Below are 18,954 nucleotides of genomic sequence, written 5' to 3'. Positions count from 1 at the left end.
TTGACGGATGAAGGTCCTCACCCCGCCATTTCTCACCATGCCATGGCACTTGCAAGACGTGCGAGCAGCGTCGGGTCGTCGAACGCGCTGGCGGAGGCGACCGCGCCTGCTCCAACCAGGTCAGCATGGCTGAGGCTGGTGCGGATGCCGACGGTCGGAATGCCGGCGGCCGTTGCGGACTGCACGCCGGTGCGGGAGTCCTCGAATGCGATCGAGGCTCGCGGGCTCGCGCCGACGAAACGCAGCCCCTCCTGATAGGGCAGCGGATGCGGCTTGCCGTGCGGCAGCTCGGCGCCGATCACCAGCGCCTTGAAACGATGCGTGATGCCGAGTCCTGAGAGCAGCAGCTCGGCGTTGAGACGCGGCGCGTTGGTCACGGCGACCATGGGGATGCCGGCGCCATCGGCGCGGTCGAGCAGCGCCATCAGGCCCGGCAGCGGCGCGATCTGCCCGGCCACCAGCGTGCGGAAGACCTCCTCCTTCTCTTCGAGGATGAGGGCGCGCCGCTCCGGCGCCTCGTGGGGCAGAAAGCGCTCGCCGATCGCGACATTGGCGAAGCCCTGCAGCTCGAGGGAGAAACGTGCGTGATCGAAGACGTGTCCGTGCGGGCCGAGCACCTGGTTGAAAGCCTTCAAGTGCAACGGATCGGTGTCGGCGAGCGTGCCGTCGATGTCGAACAACAGCGCCCGGCCCATTCCATCGTGTTTGGTCTCGATCATTTCCGTACTTTCCCAAATGCGCGGCGCATCGATGCGGAAGGCGTATCAATACGGCCTCGATCGCGCAATGACGCATCCACATGAGGCAGGTGACACTCGACAAAGTCGCGTGCGACTGCAACACTGATTGCAAGATCAAAAAGGAGGAAACGATGACGATCAACCGACGGGATCTGGCTCTCTCGACGCTCGCCGTGTCCGCGCTTGCGTTCGCCACGCCGGCGCTCGCCGCTTCGGCAGACGAGGACGCCGTGGCGAAGAGGGTCGAGGCCTTCCGCCTCGCCCAGATCGCGGCCGATCCCAAGGCGCTCGGCGCGCTCTGCGCGGAGGAACTGAGCTACAGCCATTCCAGCGGCAAGGTCGAAGACAAGGCGGCGTTCATCGCCAACGCCACCGACGGCAAATCGAAGTTTCTGTCCATCGAATACAAGGATCCCACCATCAAGGTCGTCGGCCCCGCAGCGATCGTGCGTTTCCACTGGCTGGGCGAGCAGGAGATGGCGGCCGATGGGAAAAAAGTATCGACCAACCTTCACATCCTGATGAACTGGCAGAAGCAAGGCGACGAGTGGAAGCTGTTGTCGCGGGCGGCGACGAAGTTGTGATCACGTCTTTCCCCTCTCCCCTTGCGGGAGAGGGTGGCTTCGCAAAGCGAAGTCGGGTGAGGGGTATCTATCCGCGGATCTAACTCTCTATTGAATTCGCGGAGCCAACCCCTTATCCGGCGCTTCGCGCCACCTTCTCCCGCATCCGCCTTCGCCAAGGCTTCGGCGGACATGAGGGGAGAAGGAAGAAGGCAGCAACATCAAGGGCGGCAAAAAATTCCGACCACGCCTCGCGCGCCGGAATGACAGTTACGCCGCCTCCTTCACCTCGCCATTCATCAGCCTGCGCGCGGCGCGCTCGGCTTCGCGGGCGTTGCGGAAGAGCTGGCCTTCGAGACGGTTGAAGCGGTGCGATGAGGCGAAGAAGCAGTAGCCTCCAGAAGAACGAACGACGATACCTGCGGTCTGCGAATCGACTTCGATGATGTAGCTGTCCGGCATAGTCCGTGGCTTCCTCAGTGCGGGCAAACAACGGCGCTCCCGCCCAAAGGTTCCCAAGGGCATTGCGGCGTTTCCACCCCGAATCGACACGCAATTGAGTACGCCGGGACCTCATCCGTTTTATGACTGGTTCTTGACTGGTTCTTGGCGAAGCCGCGACGATGTGACTTGCTCGTGCCGCGTTCTGCGGCGCTGCAAGGCCTCGCAATATGGGACAGTGCGTCGCGCGCGATTACGTCGCGATCGGCGGATCGTTTCGCTGGATCGCCTGGGGACGGCCGTGGTCGTCGATCGAGACGTAGGTGAAATGACCGTCGGTGACGAGGAACGGATGCAACTCCTTGCGCCGCAATGCCCAGGCCTCGAGATGCACGGTCAGCGAGGTGCGCCCGACGCGCACGAGATTGGCGTAGACCGAGACGAGATCGCCGACATAGACCGCTTTGCGAAAATTCATCGCCTCGATCGCGACCGTCACGGTGCGCGACCGCGCGACCTTCGAGGCGAACACGCCGCCGCCGACGTCCATCTGGCTGAGCAGCCAGCCGCCGAAGATGTCGCCATTGGCATTGGTGTCGGCCGGCATCGCCAGCGTGCGGATGCAGAGATCCCCGCTCGGTCCGGCCGCTTGTTCGCTCATATGGCTCTCACTTGAAATTGTCCCAGCCCGGATCGGGCGCGAAGCGCGCGCCGAATCGTTCCGCCAGCGCGCGCAGAGTGGATACGATGTTCTCCACGCCGCGCGTGCGCGCGTAATTCAGCGGGCCACCGCGGAAGGGTGCATAACCGGTGCCGAAGATCATGGCGCCATCGACCGCGTCGGCATCGTCGACAATGCCCTCGCGAAGCGCCGCGACGCAGACATTGGACATCGGCAACACCAGGCGGTCGATCATCTGGTCGGTGACCCGCGGTCCGGTCTCCGGCAACGCTACTTTCTCCGCCTTGCCGTCCTTCCAAGTGTAAAAGCCCTTGCCGGTCTTGCGGCCGAGCTCGCCCTTGGCGACCTTCTCGCGCAGCCAGGCCGGCGTCGGCGGCAGGAGATCGCCGAACTTGGTGCGCAGCATATCGCCGACGTCGAGGCAGATATCGAGCCCGACCTGATCGGCCAGCTCGATCGGGCCCATCGGCATGCCGAACTGCTCGGCCGCTTCATCGATCAGGCGCTGGTCGATCTTCTCGTCCAGCATCACCATCGCTTCCAGCATGTAGGGCGTCAGCGCGCGGTTGACGAGGAAGCCGGGCGAGCTCTTCACAGGCAATGGCAGGCGGTCGATCGCGCCGACGAAGGCGAGCGCCTCTTTCAGCACCTGTGCATCGTTGCCGTCATGGCTGACAACCTCGACCAATTGCAGCCGCGACACCGGGTTGAAGAAATGCAGGCCGACCAGCCGCTCCGGCCGCGCCAGCGTGGTGCGCAGATCCTGCAGCGGGATGCTGGACGTGTTCGTCGCAAGGATGGCTCCGGGCTTCATCCGCGGCTCGAGTCCGGCATAGACCTTCTGTTTCAGCTCCAGCTTTTCCGGCACCGCCTCGATGATGAGATCGGCGTTGCGGACGCCCTCGCCGTCCATGTCGGGAATGAGGCGGTCGAGCGCGTCGCGCTCGTCGGTGGGCTTGCGGATGATCTTGCCGTAGAGGTCGGCCGCGCGTTTGACCGCGCCTGCGATCGGCTCCGGCTTCATGTCGGCTAGCGACACGCGAACGCCCTGCCCCGCACACCAGGCCGCGATGTCGCCGCCCATCGCGCCGGCGCCGATGACGTGGACATGCTTCACCGTGTTGCCGGCGCCTGCCGCCTTCTTCATCTGCTCGCGCAGGAAGAAGACCCGGATCAGATTCTGCGCGGTCGGCGTCACCATCAGCTTGGCGAACGAGGCCTGTTCCGCCTTCAGCATCGCGGATTTGCTGCCGCCATGCGCTTCCCAGAGATCGATCAGCGCATAGGGCGCCGGATAATGCTCGCGCGATGCGGCCTTCGCGGCCTCCGCTCGCATGCGCTTGGCCAACAGGCCGCGCACCGGCCCGAGATTGGCGGCACGCATCAGCAGACCAGGCTTGGCCCGCTTCAGACGGCCGAACAGCGCATCCTTCACCGCGCCCTGGACATGCCGCTCCTGCGTCACGGTGTCGACGAGGCCGAGCGATCTGGCTCGGCGCGCATCGATGGTGCGCCCGGTCAGCATCAGCGCCATCGACTGCGTCGGATTGACGAGCGCAGTGAAACGCGCGGTGCCGCCAAGGCCGGGATGCAGGCCGAGCATCACCTCCGGGAAGCCGAAACGCGCCCCATCGATGGCGATGCGCGCCTGGCAGGCCAGCGCCACCTCGAGCCCGCCGCCGAGGCAGAAACCGTGGATGACCGCGACCGTCGGCAGCCTCAAGGCTTCCAGATGGTCGACCACCGCATGCGCGGCGCGGATGCGCGTCTCCACCATGCCGGGATCGTTGGCACCGCGGAATTCATTGACGTCGGCGCCGGCAATGAAGCCGGACGGCTTTGCCGAGCGGATGACGAGACCGGCGGGGCGCTCGGTCTCGATCGCCGCGAGCACGGCGTCGAACTCCTCCATCACCTCGGAGGACAGCGTGTTGGCGCTGGCATCAGCGCGGTCGAACAGCAGCCAGGCGACGCCGTCTTCATCTCGCGTCAGCTTGAAGTGCTTGTAGGGACCATCCGGCGCAGGGCGCGGCCCGAGCTCCAGCACGCGGTCGGCGAGCACGGTCATGATCTTGGAATCCATGGTCATACCGCCTCGATCAGCATGGCGCCGCCGAGCCCGCCGCCGATGCATTCGGTGGCAATTCCGCGCCGCGTGCCGAGCCGCTTCATCGCGTTGACGAGATGCAGCACGATGCGGTTGCCGGAGGTGCCGACGGGGTGGCCGAGCGAGATCGCGCCGCCGTCGACGTTCAGCCGCTCGCGGTCGATCTCGCCGGCCGCGCCGTCGAGCCGCAATATTTCGCGGCAGAACTTGTCGTCATTCCAGGCGGCGAGACAGCCGAGCACCTGCGTTGCGAAGGCCTCGTTCAGCTCCCAGGTCTCGACGTCCTTGAGGGTGAGGTCGTTGCGCTTCAGCAGCGGCGTCACCGACATCACCGGACCGAGCCCCATGATGCTGGGGTCGAGCGCGGCCCAATGGCTGTCGACGATCGCAGCTTTCGGCGTCAGCTTGTGCTTTGCAACGGCAGCGTCAGAGGCGAGGATCACCCAGGAGGCACCGTCGGTGATCTGGGAGGAATTGCCGGCGGTAACCTGGCCCCACGGGCGCTCGAACACCGGCCGGAGCTTGGCGAGCGTCTCCGCCGTGGAGTCCGGACGCACGCCATCGTCGTGGTCGAAGAACTTGCCGTCGCGGGAAAACGCGGTTTCGACCTCGCCCTTCAGATAACCCGCGCTTTGCGCATGCGCGAGCCGGCGATGGCTGTCGGCCGCGTAGGCATCCGACTGCGCGCGCGTGATGCCGAAGAGATGGCCGACGACCTCGGCTGTCTGGCCCATGTTCAGCTCGGTGACGGGATCGGTCAGGCCGCGCTCGAGGCCGATGATCGGCTTGAGATCGCGCGGCCTCAGCTTGAACGCCGAGGCGAGCTTCGCGGCCATGCCCTTTGCGGTGGCAAGGCCGGCGAACCAGCGCACGCCGGAATTCGGCCAGACCAGCGGCGCGTGGCTGAGCGCCTCGGTGCCGCCGGCCAAAACCATGTCGGCATGGCCTTCGCGGATATAGCGGTAGGCGGTGTCGATCGACTGCATGCCCGAGCCGCAATTGATCTGCACGGTGAAGGCGACCATGTCCTCGCCCATGCCGAGCCGGAGCGCGGCGACGCGGGCCGGGTTCATCTCGTCCGCGATCACGTTGACGCAGCCGAGGATGACCTGGTCGAAGCTATCGGGCGAGAACGGCTGGCGCGCCAGCAGCGGTCGGCCGCATTGCACGGCGAGATCGACCGGCGTGAACGGCCCTGGCCCCGAACGCGCCTTCAGGAACGGCGTCCGGCTGCCGTCGACGATGAATACCGGTCGTGCCATCAGCTCGCCGCCCTCTGCTCACCGAGTTCCTGGAAGAACTGATGCACATTGACGGTTTTCCTGTAAATCGGCGACAGCGCCTCCGGCGCAAAATCGTCGACCTCTATCACTTTTGTGACGGCTTCGCGGGCAGCGGCGAGTTGCTCGCCCTCGGCTTGCGTGATTACGCCCTTGGTCACCGCCTCCTTCCAGTCGCGGATATGCGCAGCACGCATGCGCCTGGCGATCGCATCCGTCGCCGCGACCAGCTTGAACGCGCGCTCCAGCCGGGCAAAGCCGCCGTCGTCGTCGACATGGGCCAGATCCGGCGTGAGGCGCGCGCGTGCCGCCGACGGCTCCAGCACGATGGCAGCGCATTGGTGCACGATGCGGTCGGACGGGCCGAGCACGCGGGCGCCGAACGGCTGCACCACGAGCCTGAGGAAGCCGGCGACGAAGCGGTTCGGCAGATTGGCCAGGATTTCGGCGAGCCGGTTCTCGATGGTTTTGAACCCGGTCGCCATGCACCATTCCAGCGCGGCAAAATCCTCCTTCTGCCGCCCCTCGTCCTGCCAGCGCTTCAGCGCGGCCGAGAGCAGATAGAGCTCGGACAGGATGTCGCCGAAGCGGGCCGACAGCATTTCCTTGCGCTTGAGCGCGCCGCCGAGCGTCAGCAGCGCCATGTCGGCGCAGAGCGCAAAGGCCGCCGAGTAGCGCGAGAGCTGGCGATAGAAGGGCGTGGCATCGCCCGCATCGGGCACTGGGGCGAATGCGCCAAAGGTCCAGCTGCGACCCATGGCGCGGAAGAGTGTCCTGAAGCTGTGGCCGACATGCTTCCAGAACGCCTTGTCGAACGCGCCGAGGCCGCGCTCGCGATCGCTATCGGCGAGCGCGTTCATCTCGTCGAGCAGGTAAGGATGGGCGCGGATGGCGCCTTGCCCAAACACGATGAGATTGCGGGTCAGGATGTTGGCGCCTTCGACGGTGATGCCGACCGGCACGGCGCGGTGGAGATTGCCGAGATAGTTTTGCGGACCGTCGATCACGGCCTTGCCGCCATGGATGTCCATGGCGTCGTCGACCGCGGTGCGCATCCGCTCGGTCGCGTGCAGCTTCATGATGCCGGAGATGACGGCGGGATGGATGCCGGCGTTCAGTGCCGCGCAGGTGAGCCGGCGCGCGGCGTCGAGCTGGTAGGCGGTCGCGACGATGCGGGCGAGCGGCTCCTCGACGCCTTCGAACTTGGAGATCGAGATGCCGAACTGCTCGCGGATGCGCGCATAGGCGCCGGTGGTGCGCGCGGCATAGGCGGCCCCGGCCGCCGACAGCGACGGCAGCGAGATGCCGCGGCCGGCGGCGAGCGCCGTCATCAGCATCTTCCAGCCCTGCCCCAGCCGCTCCTTGCCGCCGATGACGTAGTCGAGCGGGATGAAGACGTCGCGGCCCCAATTCGGGCCGTTCTGAAAGACCTGCATCGAGGGCAGATGACGCTGCCCGATCTCGACGCCGGGCAGGTTCGTCGGGATCAGCGCCACGGTGATGCCGAGCTCTTCCCGGCTGCCCACGAGATGATCGGGATCATAGGCCTTGAAGGCAAGACCGAGCAGCGTCGCGACGGGACCGAGCGTGATGTAGCGCTTGTGCCAGTTGAGGCGGAGGCCAACGACCTCGCGACCCTCGAATTCGCCCTTGCAGATGATGCCGGTGTCGACCATCGAGGCGGCGTCGGAGCCGGCTTCCGGGCTGGTGAGGCCGAAGCAGGGAATCTCGCGGCCGTCGGCGAGACGCGGCAGCCAGCGCTGCTGCTGCTCTGTGGTGCCGAAGCGCATCAGGAGCTCGCCCGGGCCGAGCGAGTTCGGCACCATCACGGTGACCGCGGCCGCGATCGAGCGGGTCGAGATCTTGCGCACCACTTCCGAATGCGCGTAGGGCGAGAAGCCGAGGCCGCCGTACTCCTTCGGAATGATCATGCCGAAGAATTTCTCGCGCTTGACGAAGTGCCAGACGTCCGGCGGCAGGTCGCGCGATTCCCAAAAGATCTTCCACTCATCGAGCATGGCGCAGAGCTCGTCGACTGGGCCATTGAGGAAGGCCCGCTCCTCGTCCGTCAGCGTCGCCTGCGGGACCTTCAGCAGCTTCGACCAGTCGGGGTTGCCGGTGAAGAGATCGGCATCCCACCAGACGTCCCCCGCCTCCAGCGCCTCGCGCTCGGTGTCGGACATCGCCGGCAGCACGCCGCGCGCCCATGAGAAGATCGGCTTTGTGATGGTGTCGCGGCGGAAGCTCATGGCGGACCTCATGCATCGGCGCGGTTTTCGGGCATTTTAGCGGAAATCGGCTGGCGGAGGCGAGCATCTCGCCTGCAACATTGACGCGGCCGGGCAGCCGCCCGAGCCATAACGGCGGGGGCGGGGGTGCAGTTCCGGGAGGGGGTGGGGGCTGAATGTCTCTCCACTGTCATTCCGGGGCACGCGAAGCGTGAGCCCGGAATCCATCGTGCCGCAGCGTTGGTCGATGAATGGATTCCGGGCTCGACGCTGCGCGTCGCCCCGGAATGACGGAAGTGGCCTAGTCCGGCCGGACCATCTCGAACATGTTCTCCGGCTTGATCTCGAAATAATCGCCGCGCCGGCCGGCGCGGACGATGGGGCGGGCGGCGGCGGTCTGGTAGACGCCGTCCTTGATCAAGGCCTTGTCGATGTGGACGGCGACGACTTCGCCGAGCGTCAGCCAGGCGTCGGCCTCCTTGCCATTGGCGCCCTTGAGGCGGACGATGTCGGACACCTTGCACTCGAAGGCGACGGGGCTCTCGCCGACGCGCGGGACATTGACGAGCTTGCCGGGCACGGCGGTGAGGCCCGCGACCTCGAACTCGTCGACCTCGGGGGCGACATGCGCCGCGGTCGCGTTCATGTGCTTGGCGAGATCCATCGTCGTCAGATTCCAGACGAACTCGCCGGTCTGCTGCATGTTCTCGACCGTGTCCTTCCAGTTGGTCGAGGAGAAGCCGATGATCGGCGGCACGTAGCAGAACGCGTTGAAGAAGCTGTAGGGCGCGAGGTTGACGTGGCCCCTGGCGTCGCGCGAGGAGATCCAGCCGATCGGCCGCGGCGCGATGATGGCGTTGAAGGGGTCGTGCTTGAGTCCGTGGCCCTTGGAGGGTTCGTAGAAGTACAGGTCTTTGTCGGTCACGCGCTGCTTCCTTTCGTCATTGCGAGCGCAGCGAAGCAATCCAGAATCCCTCCGCGGAGACGGTCTGGATTGCTTCGCTGCGCTCGCAATGACGGAGTTTGTGGGTCCGTCCCGGTCCGCCTCCGGCGGTCGTGCCGGGGCGATCAGTCTGCTTATAGGAGAAAACGCCCCGCCCGTCAGTGGCGCGGCGACAGACCCGCGATGACGAAATCGATCATCTGGTCGATGGTCGGGCCCGGCTTGGTGGCGCACTGGGCGATCATCTGGGGGTGGAAGAAGCGGATCATCGCGCTGCAGGAGCAGAGCGCAGCCAGCTGCAGGTCCGGCGCCTCGAACTCGCCGGAAGCGACGCCTTGCGCGATCATCTGGCCGATCATTCCGGCGACGCACTCCATATGGGCAACGCAGACGTCCCAGTCCTCCTCCATCGCGATCGCGACCATCTCGTGCAGCTTGTTGTCGCCGACATAGCGCTCGGTGTTCATGCGATTGATGGTGGTGAGCAGCTCGCGGAAGCGCTCCTTGACCGGACCGGGCTTTGCCACGATCCGCTGTGCCTCCAGCTCGACCTCGCCCATCAGCGAGCGGGCCACCGCCTGGTGAATCGCCTTCTTCGATTCGAAGAAGCGATACACGTTGGCGGGGCTCATCCTGAGCTCCTTGGCGATGTCGCCGACGGTCGTCTTCTGGTAGCCGATCTGGCGGAACAGCCGCTCGGCCACCTCGAGGATGCGATCCCGGGTGTCGACTTCGATATGTTCCGAAACAAGGGCCATCAGTCAGGACTCGCTGGTCAACAGTCTTCTCATCTATTCAGCCGCTTCGGCAAGCGGAATTGCGTGCGGGTCATCGCTCCCATGCTGCGGCGCGGCCGGCTGCTCGGGCGTTCCGGCCTCGTCCAGGCTCTTGCGGAACCACAGGGCGTAGAGGCCCGGCAGGTACAGCAGCGTCAGGAAGGTCGCGACGAACAGGCCGCCCATGATGGTGATCGCCATCGGGCCCCAGAAGGCCGAGCGCGTCAGCGGGATCATGGCGAGAATGGCGGCGAGCGCCGTCAGCACCACCGGCCGGGCACGGCGGACGGTCGCCTCGACGATCGCCTCGCGCCGGCTCAGGCCGTGGCTGACGTCGGTCTCGATCTGGTCGACCAGGATGACCGTGTTGCGCATGATCATGCCGGCGAGCGCGATCAGGCCGAGCAGCGCCACGAAGCCGAACGGGGCATTGGCGACGTTGAGGCCAAGCGAGGCACCGACGATGCCGAGCGGCGCGGTCAGGAACACCAGGATCAGGCGTGAGAAGCTCTGCAGCTGGATCATCAGCAGCGTCAGCATCACCATGACCATCACCGGGAAGAGGATGAAGATCGAGGCGTTGCCCTTGGCGGATTCCTCGAACGCGCCGCCCGGCTCGATCCGGTAGGCCGGCTCGAGGTGATCCTTGATCGCCTTCAGCTTCGGCGTGATCTGGTTGGTGACATCAGGGGCCTGCACGCCGTCGACAACGTCGGAGCGCACGGTGATCGCCATGTCGCGGTTGCGCCGCCACATGATCGGCTCCTCATGGGCATATTCAATTCGAGCGATCTGCTGCAGCGGCACGGCGACGCCGTTGCGCGAGGTGATGGTGAGATCGCCGACGCCGCCGAGGTCGAGGCGCTCGGACGGGATCGCGCGGGCGACCACGCCGACCTTCTCGATGCCGTCGCGCACGGTTGTGACCTGCGAGCCCGAGATCAGCATCGCCAGCGCCTGCGAGACGTCCTGCGGGGTCAGGCCCATGGCGCGGGCGCGGTCCTGGTCGACGACGAGCTTGAGGTAGGGCGACTGCTCGTTCCAGTCGAGCTGGACGTCCTTGACGCTCTTGTTCTCCCGCATGACGTCGCGGACCTGGTAGGCGATCTCGCGGACCTTGTTGGCGTCCGGGCCGATCACGCGGAACTGCACGGGGAAGCCGACCGGCGGACCGAAATTGAAGCGGTCGACGCGCACGCGTGCCTCGGTCAGGAAGCCCTCGGCGGCCGCGGTCTCGATCTTGGCCTTGATGCGCTCGCGCGCCTCGACCCCCTTGGCAACGATGACGATCTCGGCAAAGGCCTCGTTCGGAAGCTGCGGGTTGAGGCCGAGCCAGAAGCGCGGCGAGCCCTGGCCGACATAGGCGGTATAGGTCTCGATGTCCTTGTCGTCCTTGAGCAGCGTCTCAGCCTTCTTCACCGCCTTCTCGGTAACGTTGAAGGCGGTGCCTTCCGGAAGGCGCAGCTGCAGGAACAGCTCGGGGCGCTCCGAGAGTGGGAAGAACTGCTGCTGGACCTGGCCGAAGCCGACGATCGAGGCGGCGAAGACGCCGACGGTCGCGACCACCACGGTGATGCGGTGGTTGACGCACCATTTCACGATGGCGCGCAGGCCGCGGTACATGCGGGTCTCGTAGACCGCATGCGGATCATGGTTGTGGTGCGCCTTCATCTCGGGCAGCAGCTTGACGCCGATATAGGGCGTGAAGATCACCGCCACGAACCAGGAGGCGACCAGCGCGATTGCCACGATCCAGAATATGCTGCCGGCATATTCGCCGACCGCGGAATTGGCAAAGCCGATGGGGAGGAAGCCAGCGGCCGTGACCAGCGTCCCCGTGAGCATCGGAAACGCAGTAGATTCCCAGGCAAAGGACGCCGCACGCATGCGGTCCCAGCCCTGCTCCATCTTCACCACCATCATCTCAACCGCGATGATGGCGTCGTCGACGAGCAGGCCGAGCGCGATGATCAGCGCGCCGAGCGTGATGCGATGCAGGTCGAGCGACATCGTGTTCATGACGATGAAGACGATGCCGAGCACCAGGGGCACTGACAGCGCGACCACGATGCCGGTGCGCCAGCCGAGCGCCAGGAACGAGACGAACAGCACGATGACGAGCGCTTCCATGAAGGAGTGCACGAACTCGCCGACGGCGTGCTCGACCACCTTGGGCTGGTCGGCGATCAGCTTGACGTCGATGCCCTGCGGCACCGCCTTCATGAAGTCGGCGGTGGCCTTCTGGACCTCCTTGCCGAGATCGAGGATGTTGGCGCCCTTGGCGGTGACGACGCCGATGCCGATGGCGGGCTTGCCTTCCTGGCGCACGACGAAGCTCGGCGGATCGACATAGCCGTGGGTGACGGTGGCGATATCGCCGAGACGGAACACGCGGCCGTTGCTCTCGACCGGCGTTTCGGCGACGGCCTTGGCACCGTCGAGCGCGCCGGTGACGCGCAGCGGCACGCGCTGCGAGGAGGTCTCGACCGTGCCGGCCGGCGTCACGTTGTTCTGCTTGGCGAGCGAATCGAACAGCGCCTGCGGCGTGATGCCCAGCGTGGCGAGCTTGGCGTGGCTGAACTCGACGAAAATGCGCTCATCCTGGTTGCCGTAGACGTCGACCTTGGTCACGCCGGGCACCTTGAGCAGGCGCTGGCGAAAACCTTCGGAGACCTTCTTGAGCTGGGCATAATCGGCGCCGTCGCCGGTCATCATGTAGAGGATGGAATCGACGTCGGAGAACTCGTCGTTGACGACGGGCCCGAGAATGCCGGACGGCAGCTGGCCCTGCACGTCGACCAGCTTCTTGCGCAGAAGATAGAAGAGGTAGGGCACGTCCTTCGGCGGCGTGTTGTCGCGGAAGGTGACCTGGAGCGCGGTGAAGGCGGGCTTGGAATAGGTCTGCACCTTTTCGAAATAGGGCAGCTCCTGGATCTTCTTCTCGATGGGATCGGCAACCTGGGTCTGCATTTCCTGCGCGGTCGCGCCGGGCCAGATCACGGAGACGTTGACCACCTTCACCGTGAAGAACGGATCCTCGGCACGGCCGAGCTTCTCATAGGAGAAGAAGCCGGCGACGCCGAGGATGATCATCAGGAAGAGCACCAGCGTCGGATGGCTGACGGCCCAGGCCGAAAGGTTGAAGCGCTTCATCGCACTCTCCGAAAGACGATCCAGTTGCAAACAACGACAGCCGCTCTGCTCAAACCGTCGTCGCGAGGCAGCGAAGCAATCCAGGGGGCTGGGCAGGTTCTGGATCGCTTCGCCGCTTCAGCCTTTGCTTAGGGACAAAGGCCGAAACTCACCTCACACGACGTGACTCACTTCTCTTGTCATTCCGGGATGGTCCGAAGGACCAGACTTTCAAACGACGGATCAGAACGACAAGGACGACACGATCCGCACCCGCTGGCCGGGATCGAGCTTCTGCACGCCGAGGGCGACGATCTTGGCACCCTCCTCCACGCCGCCGGTGATGACGACGTCCTTGCTCTCGTAGGACTTCACCGTGACCGGCTTGAGCGTGACGCCACCGTTGTCGTCGACGACGTAGAAGGAGGGCTTGCCGCCTTCGTTGAAGAGCGCCGACAGCGGCAACCGCGCAACGCGCTCGGTCGCGGCATCCGACAGCGTCAGCGTCGCCGTCATGCCGAGCGCGACCTTGTCGTCGGCCTCGGGCAGCGAGAACTTTGCCAGATAGGTGCGCGTGGCGGGATCGGCTGCCGGCGCGATCTCGCGCAGCTTGGCCGTGTATTTCTTGTTCGGCTCGGACCAGAGAGTGACGCTGGCGACGCCCGACTTGGCGCGTCCGACCAGCGTCTCAGGGATCGCGACGACCGCTTCCTTCTCGGCAAAGCGGGCGACACGGATCGAAGCCTGGCCCGCGGCAACCACCTGGCCGGGCTCGATCAGCGTTGCGGTGACGACGCCGCGGGCGTCGGCGTTGAGCGTCGCGTAGGAAAGGGAATTCTTGGTCAACTCGACCGAGCGCTCGGCGCGGTTCAAGCGCGCACGGGCTTCATCGGCGGCGGCGCGGCTCTGGTCGAGCTGGGCGTCCGTGGTCCAGCCCTTGGCCTTGAGGTCCTTGGCGCGCTGCTCGGCGGCGGCGGCCTGGGCCAGCACGCCGGTTGCGGCGGTCTGCTCGGCAACGGCCTGCTCGGCCTGGAGCTTCAGGTCGACCTCGTCGAGGGTGGCGAGCGGCTGGCCGACTTCGACTGTCTGGCCCACTTCGACGAGGCGTTTGGCAACCTTGCCGGCGACGCGGAAGCCGAGATCGCTCTCGATCCTGGGACGGATAGTGCCGACGAAGCTGCGCTCCGGGGTCTCGGCAGCGTAATGGGCGGTTGCCACCAGAACCGGCCGCGGCGGCTCGGCCTTCTCGGCGACGGTATCATTGCACCCTGCCAGCGAAACGGCCATCAGGGCGAGCGCGGCTCCTGCGAAAAGCTTGGAATAGCTCGACAAAATCGACCGGACGAACATCGAAGGACACTCCTGCATCTCGACCGAGAGGAATGTCGACTGTTCACTGATAAAAGTCAATAATCGTCAGTCATCAGGAATGCGTGATCGTGAAGGGGCGGTAAGGAGGGATAGGCCTGGCCGCGAGGTGTTATTGTAGGGTGGGCAAAGCGGGCGTGCCCACCAGACCACTCTGCGGAGAAGATGGTGGGTACAGCGCGCGAAGTGCGCGCCTTTTGCCCACCTACAAAAATCCCCTCACCGCCCCCGGTCGGCGAATTCGTGCTTGCTGTCGTGGCCGCCGACGAACACCAGGATGCCGGCGATCAACGGCAGCACGGCGAGCACCAAGAGGCCCGTCGAGGTCTGCCCCGTCGCTTCCTTGACCCAGCCGATCAGGTACGGCCCGCCGAAGCCGGCGAGGTTGCCGATCGAGTTGATCAGGGCGATGGCGCCCGCGGCGGCCGTGCCGGAGAGCCAGGCGGTCGGCAGCGTCCAGAACACGCCGAAGCAGCAGAACACGCCGATCGCGGCCACCGTCAGCGCCACCATCGTCAGCGTGGGATCGGTGAGATAGGAGGAGATGCCGAGCGCGACTGCGGTGAGCAGCAGCGGCGCGCCGACATGCATGACGCGCTCGCGGCTCGCATCCGAATGCCGCGCCCACAGGATCATAGCGATGGTGCCGAACAGATACGGGACCGCCGTGACGAATCCAGTCTGGGCGTTGGTGAGACCGAACGCCTTGACGATCTGCGGCAGCCAGAACTGCATGCCGTAGAGCGCGCCGACGAAGCCGAAATAGACCAGGCTGAGCGCGATCACCTTCAGTGAAGACAGCGCCTCGCCGAGCGAGAAATGCTTCACCGCTTGCTTGGCCGCGATCTCCGCATCCAGCTTGGCCTTCAGCCAAGCCTTCTGCTCGGCCGAGAGCCAGTCCGCCTTCTCCGGCTTGTCGGTGAGATAGAACCAGGTGACGATGCCGAGCAGCACCGATGGGATGCCCTCGATGATGAACAGCCACTGCCAGCCTTTCAGGCCCATCATGCCGTCGAGCCCGAGCAACAGGCCCGAGATCGGCGCGCCGATCACGGTCGAGACCGGCACCGCGATCGCGAAGGCCGCAAGAAAGCGGGCGCGATATTCGGCCGGATACCAATAGGTGAGATAGAGGATGATGCCGGGGAAGAAGCCGGCCTCGGCGACGCCGAGCAGGAAGCGCAGGACGTAGAAGCTGGTGACGCCGCTGACCACCGCCATCAGCGCCGAGATGATGCCCCAGGTCACCATGATGCGGGCGATCCAGCGGCTCGCGCCGAATTTCTCCAGCGCGAGGTTGCTCGGCACTTCGAAGATGAAATAGCCGATGAAGAAGATGCCGGCGCCCCAGGAGTAGATCAGCGGCGTGAATTTCAGATCGGCGTTCATGGTCAGCGCGGCGAAGCCGAGATTGACGCGATCGAGATAGGAGAAGAAGTAGGCCAGCACCAGGAACGGAATCAGGCGCCAGGAGATGGCGCGGATGGTCGAGGTTTCGATCTCCGACTTGGTGGCACCGGTGGAACCGGCATAGGTCGTGGTCTGGCTCATGGCTTCCCCCGGGGTTGTTGCTTTTTTTCGGGTCTGCGGCCGTTTTCAGCATCGCGAGCAAAGAGTCAATGGAGCAAGCAATGCACGAGACGCAGCCGGGCACGCCCTTTGCGTCGGGCGTCTCGATCAACCGATTGGTTGAACTGCGTAGGGTGGGTTAGCGCAGCGTAACCCACCTCTTCTGTTTCTGCGGAAATGAACAGTGGTGGATTACGCCTTCGGCTAATCCACCCTACGCCTGTCACTCCGCCAGTTGAAACCGCTCGAAACGGTCGAGCTCCTCCTCGATCACGCGCTTCAGCTCCTTGCGGCCCGCCGTCTTCCTGCCCTGCCCGACCCAGGTCCATTTCTGCATCAACAGCTTCTTGTTCTGCCGATCGGTCTTGAGATCGAGCGCGGCGACGATCTCGTCTCCGACCAGCACGGGCAGCGCGAAATAGCCGAGCTTGCGCTTGGCTTTCGGCACATAAGCTTCGAACAGGTTGTTGTAGCCGAAGATGAGGTTGGTGCGCTTGCGCTGGATGATCAGGGGATCGAACGGCGAGAGGATGTGGACGAGATCGGGCGACACCTCATGCGGCTCAAGCGCTGCGGGCGAAGCCCAGTGCTCCTGCTTACCGGCGCCCTCGATCGCGACGGGCACGAGCTCGCCGCGGCGGACGCGCGAGGCGATCAGGCGCGCGACCGGCTTCTTGCTGGGCGCATCGAGATGGCAGACCGAATCGAGGCTGACCACGCCCTGCGAGCGCAACGCGCGGTCGAGCAGATAGGCCGTGATCTCGCTTGCCGGCGCCGGCTTCGGCAGCCTGTCCCAGCCGAAATGACGCGTCGTCAGCTCGTAGGTCTTGAGCATGCCTTGGCGCGCGCTGATGGTGACCGCCCCGGTATAGAAGGCGAGCTGCAGCGCCCGCTTCGAGGGCTTGCGGCTCTGCCACAGATGCTCCTTCTCGACGAGCACGTCGTCGTCGATGTCACGGATCGTCAGCGGCCCGCCGCGCAGCAGCCGCATCACCTTGCGCGTGTCGGCCGGCTTCACCGCGGCGAACCATTTGTGCCCCTCGCGGCGGTGCTCGCGCATCGCCGGCAGGAAGAAGCGGAAGTCGTTCGCCGGCACGTAGGAGAGCGCGTGCGTCCAGTACTCGAACACGGTCTTGTCGACACTCTGGGCGTGGCGCAGATCGGCGCGGCGATAGGACGGGATCCGGCTGAACAGGATGTGGTGATGGCAACGCTCGATGACGTTGATGGTGTCGATCTGCACATAGCCGAGATGGGCGACGGCGGCCGAGACGGCCTCTGCGCCTTCGCCAAACGGAGCGCGGTCGGTCAGCCGCTGGGCATGCAGCCAGATCTGCCGGGCCTGTGTCGTCGAGAGCGGAAGCGGTTTGGACGTGCGGGACATTGCAGCATGCAATGTAACGGGATTCGCCGCGAGGAAAGAAGCGGGACACGAAAAGGCCGCGCTGCCATCTGCTGCCAGCGCGGCCATGACGTGTGGGGATCAGGCGGAAGCCTACTTCTTCATCGCCATCGACTTCTCGGCGTTCATATAGTGCTTGCATGCTCCACGCATGTTGCCCTTGCTCATGTCGGAATTGGCCGCGGCCATCGACTTCCTCGCTGCGATCTTGGCGGGCGTGTCTTCGCCGCCCATGCCGGCAACGAGCTTCGCCATGTTTGCACTGGTGCACGCCATCTTGGCGGCAGAGGCGGGGGACAGAGCAAGTGCGGCGAATGCCGTCGCGAGCAACAGGGTCTTCATCAAGTTCTCTCCTCGAGTAGGCAGCCGGCCTGATGCCGGCCAACGCAACCGCCATTCTTCAGCCACAAGTTTGCAGGGAAAAGACAATTTCGTTGCTGCGCTGCAGTGATACGCGCTTTTCAGCGTGCGGCTTTTGGGCGCTCCCCGACGCTGCCGGTGGCGACCTCCGGGTCGCAGATGGCCTTGCCACGTCCTTCTGCCTGGCAGCGATAGACACTGCCGGTGAGGCGATCGACCAGCCAGACGTTCTCGTCGGTCGGCCCTTCGAGCCCGACGTAGCGGGAGGTCATCCCGGTGATCAGTGTCGAGAGCAGGATGGCCACCGCGATCATCGCCGCACCGATATAGATGGGCATTGCGTTCAGGGTCACTGTCCGATCCGGCGGGCCGCTGCGATGGAATTGATAGTCGCGCTGATAGTCACTTGGCCTCGGCACAGGACGGAACTCGGCTCCCCTCGCGTCAAATTATCGAATGATTGAAGTGTGTTAGGCGGACATCTGGACGAATTCTTGTTCGCGGGCGGGCGGTGAGGCGACGCCTTTGCGACGTTCGGGTTTCCCGGAACCCAGTACGGCCGGCTCGAAAGCAAAGTGCGAATGATTCGAACCGGAGCAAAGTGACCTCGGCTCGCCGTTTCGAATGTGACCAAGATCACATCAGAGCCGTTGAACCTGCCCTACGCTCGCAGCATCAAATCGCCATCAGGCGTAACAGCGAGGATACCACCATGACCCATTTCAATAAGTCTTTTGGACTGACGGCGATCACCCTGACAGCCGTCCTGTCGATGACGGCCGGCCTTGCGCTGGCTGGCGACAACAACATCTCCGCCGGCCAGATCGTCGATGCGCTGAAGCCGAAGCCGGCGACCCGCGGCCTGTCCGTTGGCCCCCAGACCGACACGACCGTGCAGGCCAAGGAGGCGACCTTCCTGAACACCGTGCGCAACCGCTCGACCCGGTCGCTCTCGACAGGCGAGCGCGAGCAGATCGCCGAGCTCGCTGCCACCAAGCCGAAGATCGATCTGGAGATCCAGTTCGACTACAACTCGGCCGACATCGCCAAGACCTCGATGGCCTCGGTGCAGGCGCTCGGCAAGGCGCTGTCCGATCCGGCGCTGAAGGGCTCGACCTTCGTGGTCGCCGGCCACACCGACGCGACCGGTGGCGAAGCATACAATCAAGGTCTCTCCGAACGGCGCGCCGACACCATCAAGAAGTACCTGATGCAGAATTACGGCCTCAACGGCAACGATCTCGTCACCGTCGGCTACGGCGAGACGAAGCTGAAGGATGCCGCCAACGGCACTGACGCCATGAACCGCCGGGTCCAGGTCGTGAACATGGACACCAAGACCGCAGCGAAATGATTCTCGGCT

16 protein-coding genes are annotated in these 18,954 nt (G+C 65.0%); 2 read left to right on the top strand and 14 right to left on the bottom strand.

Annotated features, from left to right (window positions below; genetic code table 11):
* Positions 1-32 precede the first annotated feature (32 nt).
* Positions 33-719, bottom strand: a complete 687-nt coding sequence (locus GA0061099_RS26195) for an HAD family hydrolase (RefSeq protein ID WP_036013861.1) — start codon at positions 717-719, stop codon at positions 33-35.
* A 152-nt stretch (positions 720-871) separates the two neighbouring features.
* Here GA0061099_RS26195 and GA0061099_RS26190 point away from each other — a divergent pair, with 152 nt between their 5' ends.
* Positions 872-1,324, top strand: a complete 453-nt coding sequence (locus GA0061099_RS26190; protein WP_036013866.1) for a nuclear transport factor 2 family protein — start codon at positions 872-874, stop codon at positions 1,322-1,324.
* A 249-nt stretch (positions 1,325-1,573) separates the two neighbouring features.
* Here GA0061099_RS26190 and GA0061099_RS26185 read toward each other — a convergent pair whose 3' ends face one another.
* The 13 genes from GA0061099_RS26185 to GA0061099_RS26125 form a co-directional block, all read right to left on the bottom strand.
* Positions 1,574-1,765, bottom strand: coding sequence for a hypothetical protein (locus GA0061099_RS26185; RefSeq protein ID WP_036024792.1), 192 nt, complete (start codon positions 1,763-1,765; stop codon positions 1,574-1,576).
* A gap of 232 nt (positions 1,766-1,997) precedes the next feature.
* Complete coding sequence (locus GA0061099_RS26180) at positions 1,998-2,405, bottom strand: acyl-CoA thioesterase (RefSeq protein WP_036013863.1); 408 nt, start codon at positions 2,403-2,405, stop codon at positions 1,998-2,000.
* A gap of 7 nt (positions 2,406-2,412) precedes the next feature.
* Positions 2,413-4,509 (bottom strand): 3-hydroxyacyl-CoA dehydrogenase NAD-binding domain-containing protein, encoded by a 2,097-nt coding sequence (locus GA0061099_RS26175; protein WP_036024791.1) that lies wholly within the window; start codon positions 4,507-4,509, stop codon positions 2,413-2,415.
* 2 nt (positions 4,510-4,511) lie between these two features.
* Positions 4,512-5,795, bottom strand: coding sequence for an acetyl-CoA C-acetyltransferase (locus GA0061099_RS26170; RefSeq protein ID WP_036024789.1), 1,284 nt, complete (start codon positions 5,793-5,795; stop codon positions 4,512-4,514).
* Positions 5,795-8,062, bottom strand: coding sequence for an acyl-CoA dehydrogenase (locus GA0061099_RS26165; protein WP_036024796.1), 2,268 nt, complete (start codon positions 8,060-8,062; stop codon positions 5,795-5,797). Before GA0061099_RS26165 ends, GA0061099_RS26170 begins: the two co-directional genes overlap by 1 nt.
* A 280-nt stretch (positions 8,063-8,342) precedes the next feature.
* Positions 8,343-8,966, bottom strand: coding sequence for a flavin reductase family protein (locus tag GA0061099_RS26160; RefSeq protein ID WP_036024785.1), 624 nt, complete (start codon positions 8,964-8,966; stop codon positions 8,343-8,345).
* A 176-nt stretch (positions 8,967-9,142) separates the two neighbouring features.
* The gene (locus tag GA0061099_RS26155) at positions 9,143-9,742 is read right to left on the bottom strand and encodes a TetR/AcrR family transcriptional regulator (protein WP_036024783.1); all 600 of its coding nucleotides are present in this window, start codon (positions 9,740-9,742) and stop codon (positions 9,143-9,145) included.
* A gap of 33 nt (positions 9,743-9,775) precedes the next feature.
* A complete protein-coding gene (locus tag GA0061099_RS26150) occupies positions 9,776-12,913 on the bottom strand; it encodes an efflux RND transporter permease subunit (protein WP_036024782.1) in 3,138 nt (1,045 codons plus the stop codon).
* Between the two features lie 222 nt (positions 12,914-13,135).
* Positions 13,136-14,242 carry an efflux RND transporter periplasmic adaptor subunit gene (locus tag GA0061099_RS26145; RefSeq protein WP_036024781.1) on the bottom strand — a complete coding sequence of 369 codons (1,107 nt, stop codon included), beginning with the start codon at positions 14,240-14,242 and terminating at the stop codon, positions 13,136-13,138.
* Between the two features lie 237 nt (positions 14,243-14,479).
* Positions 14,480-15,811 (bottom strand): MFS transporter, encoded by a 1,332-nt coding sequence (locus GA0061099_RS26140; RefSeq protein ID WP_036024780.1) that lies wholly within the window; start codon positions 15,809-15,811, stop codon positions 14,480-14,482.
* Positions 15,812-16,052: 241 nt separating this feature from the next.
* Entirely contained in the window at positions 16,053-17,213 is a 1,161-nt protein-coding gene (locus GA0061099_RS26135; RefSeq protein ID WP_074448119.1) for a winged helix-turn-helix domain-containing protein, read from the bottom strand.
* Between the two features lie 111 nt (positions 17,214-17,324).
* On the bottom strand, positions 17,325-17,573 hold the full coding sequence (locus GA0061099_RS26130) for a hypothetical protein (protein ID WP_036013887.1): 249 nt from the start codon (positions 17,571-17,573) through the stop codon (positions 17,325-17,327).
* Positions 17,574-17,692: 119 nt separating this feature from the next.
* Positions 17,693-17,929: a hypothetical protein gene (locus GA0061099_RS26125; protein WP_036013890.1), complete on the bottom strand. Its 237-nt coding sequence runs from the start codon at positions 17,927-17,929 to the stop codon at positions 17,693-17,695.
* Positions 17,930-18,303: 374 nt separating this feature from the next.
* Between GA0061099_RS26125 and GA0061099_RS26120 the strand changes: the two genes are divergently transcribed.
* The gene (locus GA0061099_RS26120; protein ID WP_036013891.1) at positions 18,304-18,945 is read left to right on the top strand and encodes an OmpA family protein; all 642 of its coding nucleotides are present in this window, start codon (positions 18,304-18,306) and stop codon (positions 18,943-18,945) included.
* The last annotated feature ends 9 nt before the right edge of the window (positions 18,946-18,954 follow it).

Source organism: Bradyrhizobium yuanmingense, assembly GCF_900094575.1.
GTDB lineage: Bacteria > Pseudomonadota > Alphaproteobacteria > Rhizobiales > Xanthobacteraceae > Bradyrhizobium > Bradyrhizobium yuanmingense.
This window is presented reverse-complemented; position numbering and strand designations above follow the sequence as displayed.

Bases quoted from the DNA above. Each gene is read 5' to 3' on its own strand.
- GA0061099_RS26130 (WP_036013887.1), bottom strand. From the start codon at position 17,573: ATGAAGACCCTGTTGCTCGCGACGGCATTCGCCGCACTTGCTCTGTCC.
- GA0061099_RS26175 (WP_036024791.1), bottom strand. From the start codon at position 4,509: ATGGATTCCAAGATCATGACCGTGCTCGCCGACCGCGTGCTGGAGCTC.
- GA0061099_RS26150 (WP_036024782.1), bottom strand. From the start codon at position 12,913: ATGAAGCGCTTCAACCTTTCGGCCTGGGCCGTCAGCCATCCGACGCTG.
- GA0061099_RS26125 (WP_036013890.1), bottom strand. From the start codon at position 17,929: ATGCCCATCTATATCGGTGCGGCGATGATCGCGGTGGCCATCCTGCTC.
- GA0061099_RS26195 (WP_036013861.1), bottom strand. From the start codon at position 719: ATGATCGAGACCAAACACGATGGAATGGGCCGGGCGCTGTTGTTCGAC.
- GA0061099_RS26170 (WP_036024789.1), bottom strand. From the start codon at position 5,795: ATGGCACGACCGGTATTCATCGTCGACGGCAGCCGGACGCCGTTCCTG.
- GA0061099_RS26145 (WP_036024781.1), bottom strand. From the start codon at position 14,242: ATGTTCGTCCGGTCGATTTTGTCGAGCTATTCCAAGCTTTTCGCAGGA.
- GA0061099_RS26180 (WP_036013863.1), bottom strand. From the start codon at position 2,405: ATGAGCGAACAAGCGGCCGGACCGAGCGGGGATCTCTGCATCCGCACG.
- GA0061099_RS26135 (WP_074448119.1), bottom strand. From the start codon at position 17,213: ATGTCCCGCACGTCCAAACCGCTTCCGCTCTCGACGACACAGGCCCGG.
- GA0061099_RS26185 (WP_036024792.1), bottom strand. From the start codon at position 1,765: ATGCCGGACAGCTACATCATCGAAGTCGATTCGCAGACCGCAGGTATC.
- GA0061099_RS26155 (WP_036024783.1), bottom strand. From the start codon at position 9,742: ATGGCCCTTGTTTCGGAACATATCGAAGTCGACACCCGGGATCGCATC.
- GA0061099_RS26140 (WP_036024780.1), bottom strand. From the start codon at position 15,811: ATGAGCCAGACCACGACCTATGCCGGTTCCACCGGTGCCACCAAGTCG.
- GA0061099_RS26165 (WP_036024796.1), bottom strand. From the start codon at position 8,062: ATGAGCTTCCGCCGCGACACCATCACAAAGCCGATCTTCTCATGGGCG.
- GA0061099_RS26190 (WP_036013866.1), top strand. From the start codon at position 872: ATGACGATCAACCGACGGGATCTGGCTCTCTCGACGCTCGCCGTGTCC.
- GA0061099_RS26120 (WP_036013891.1), top strand. From the start codon at position 18,304: ATGACCCATTTCAATAAGTCTTTTGGACTGACGGCGATCACCCTGACA.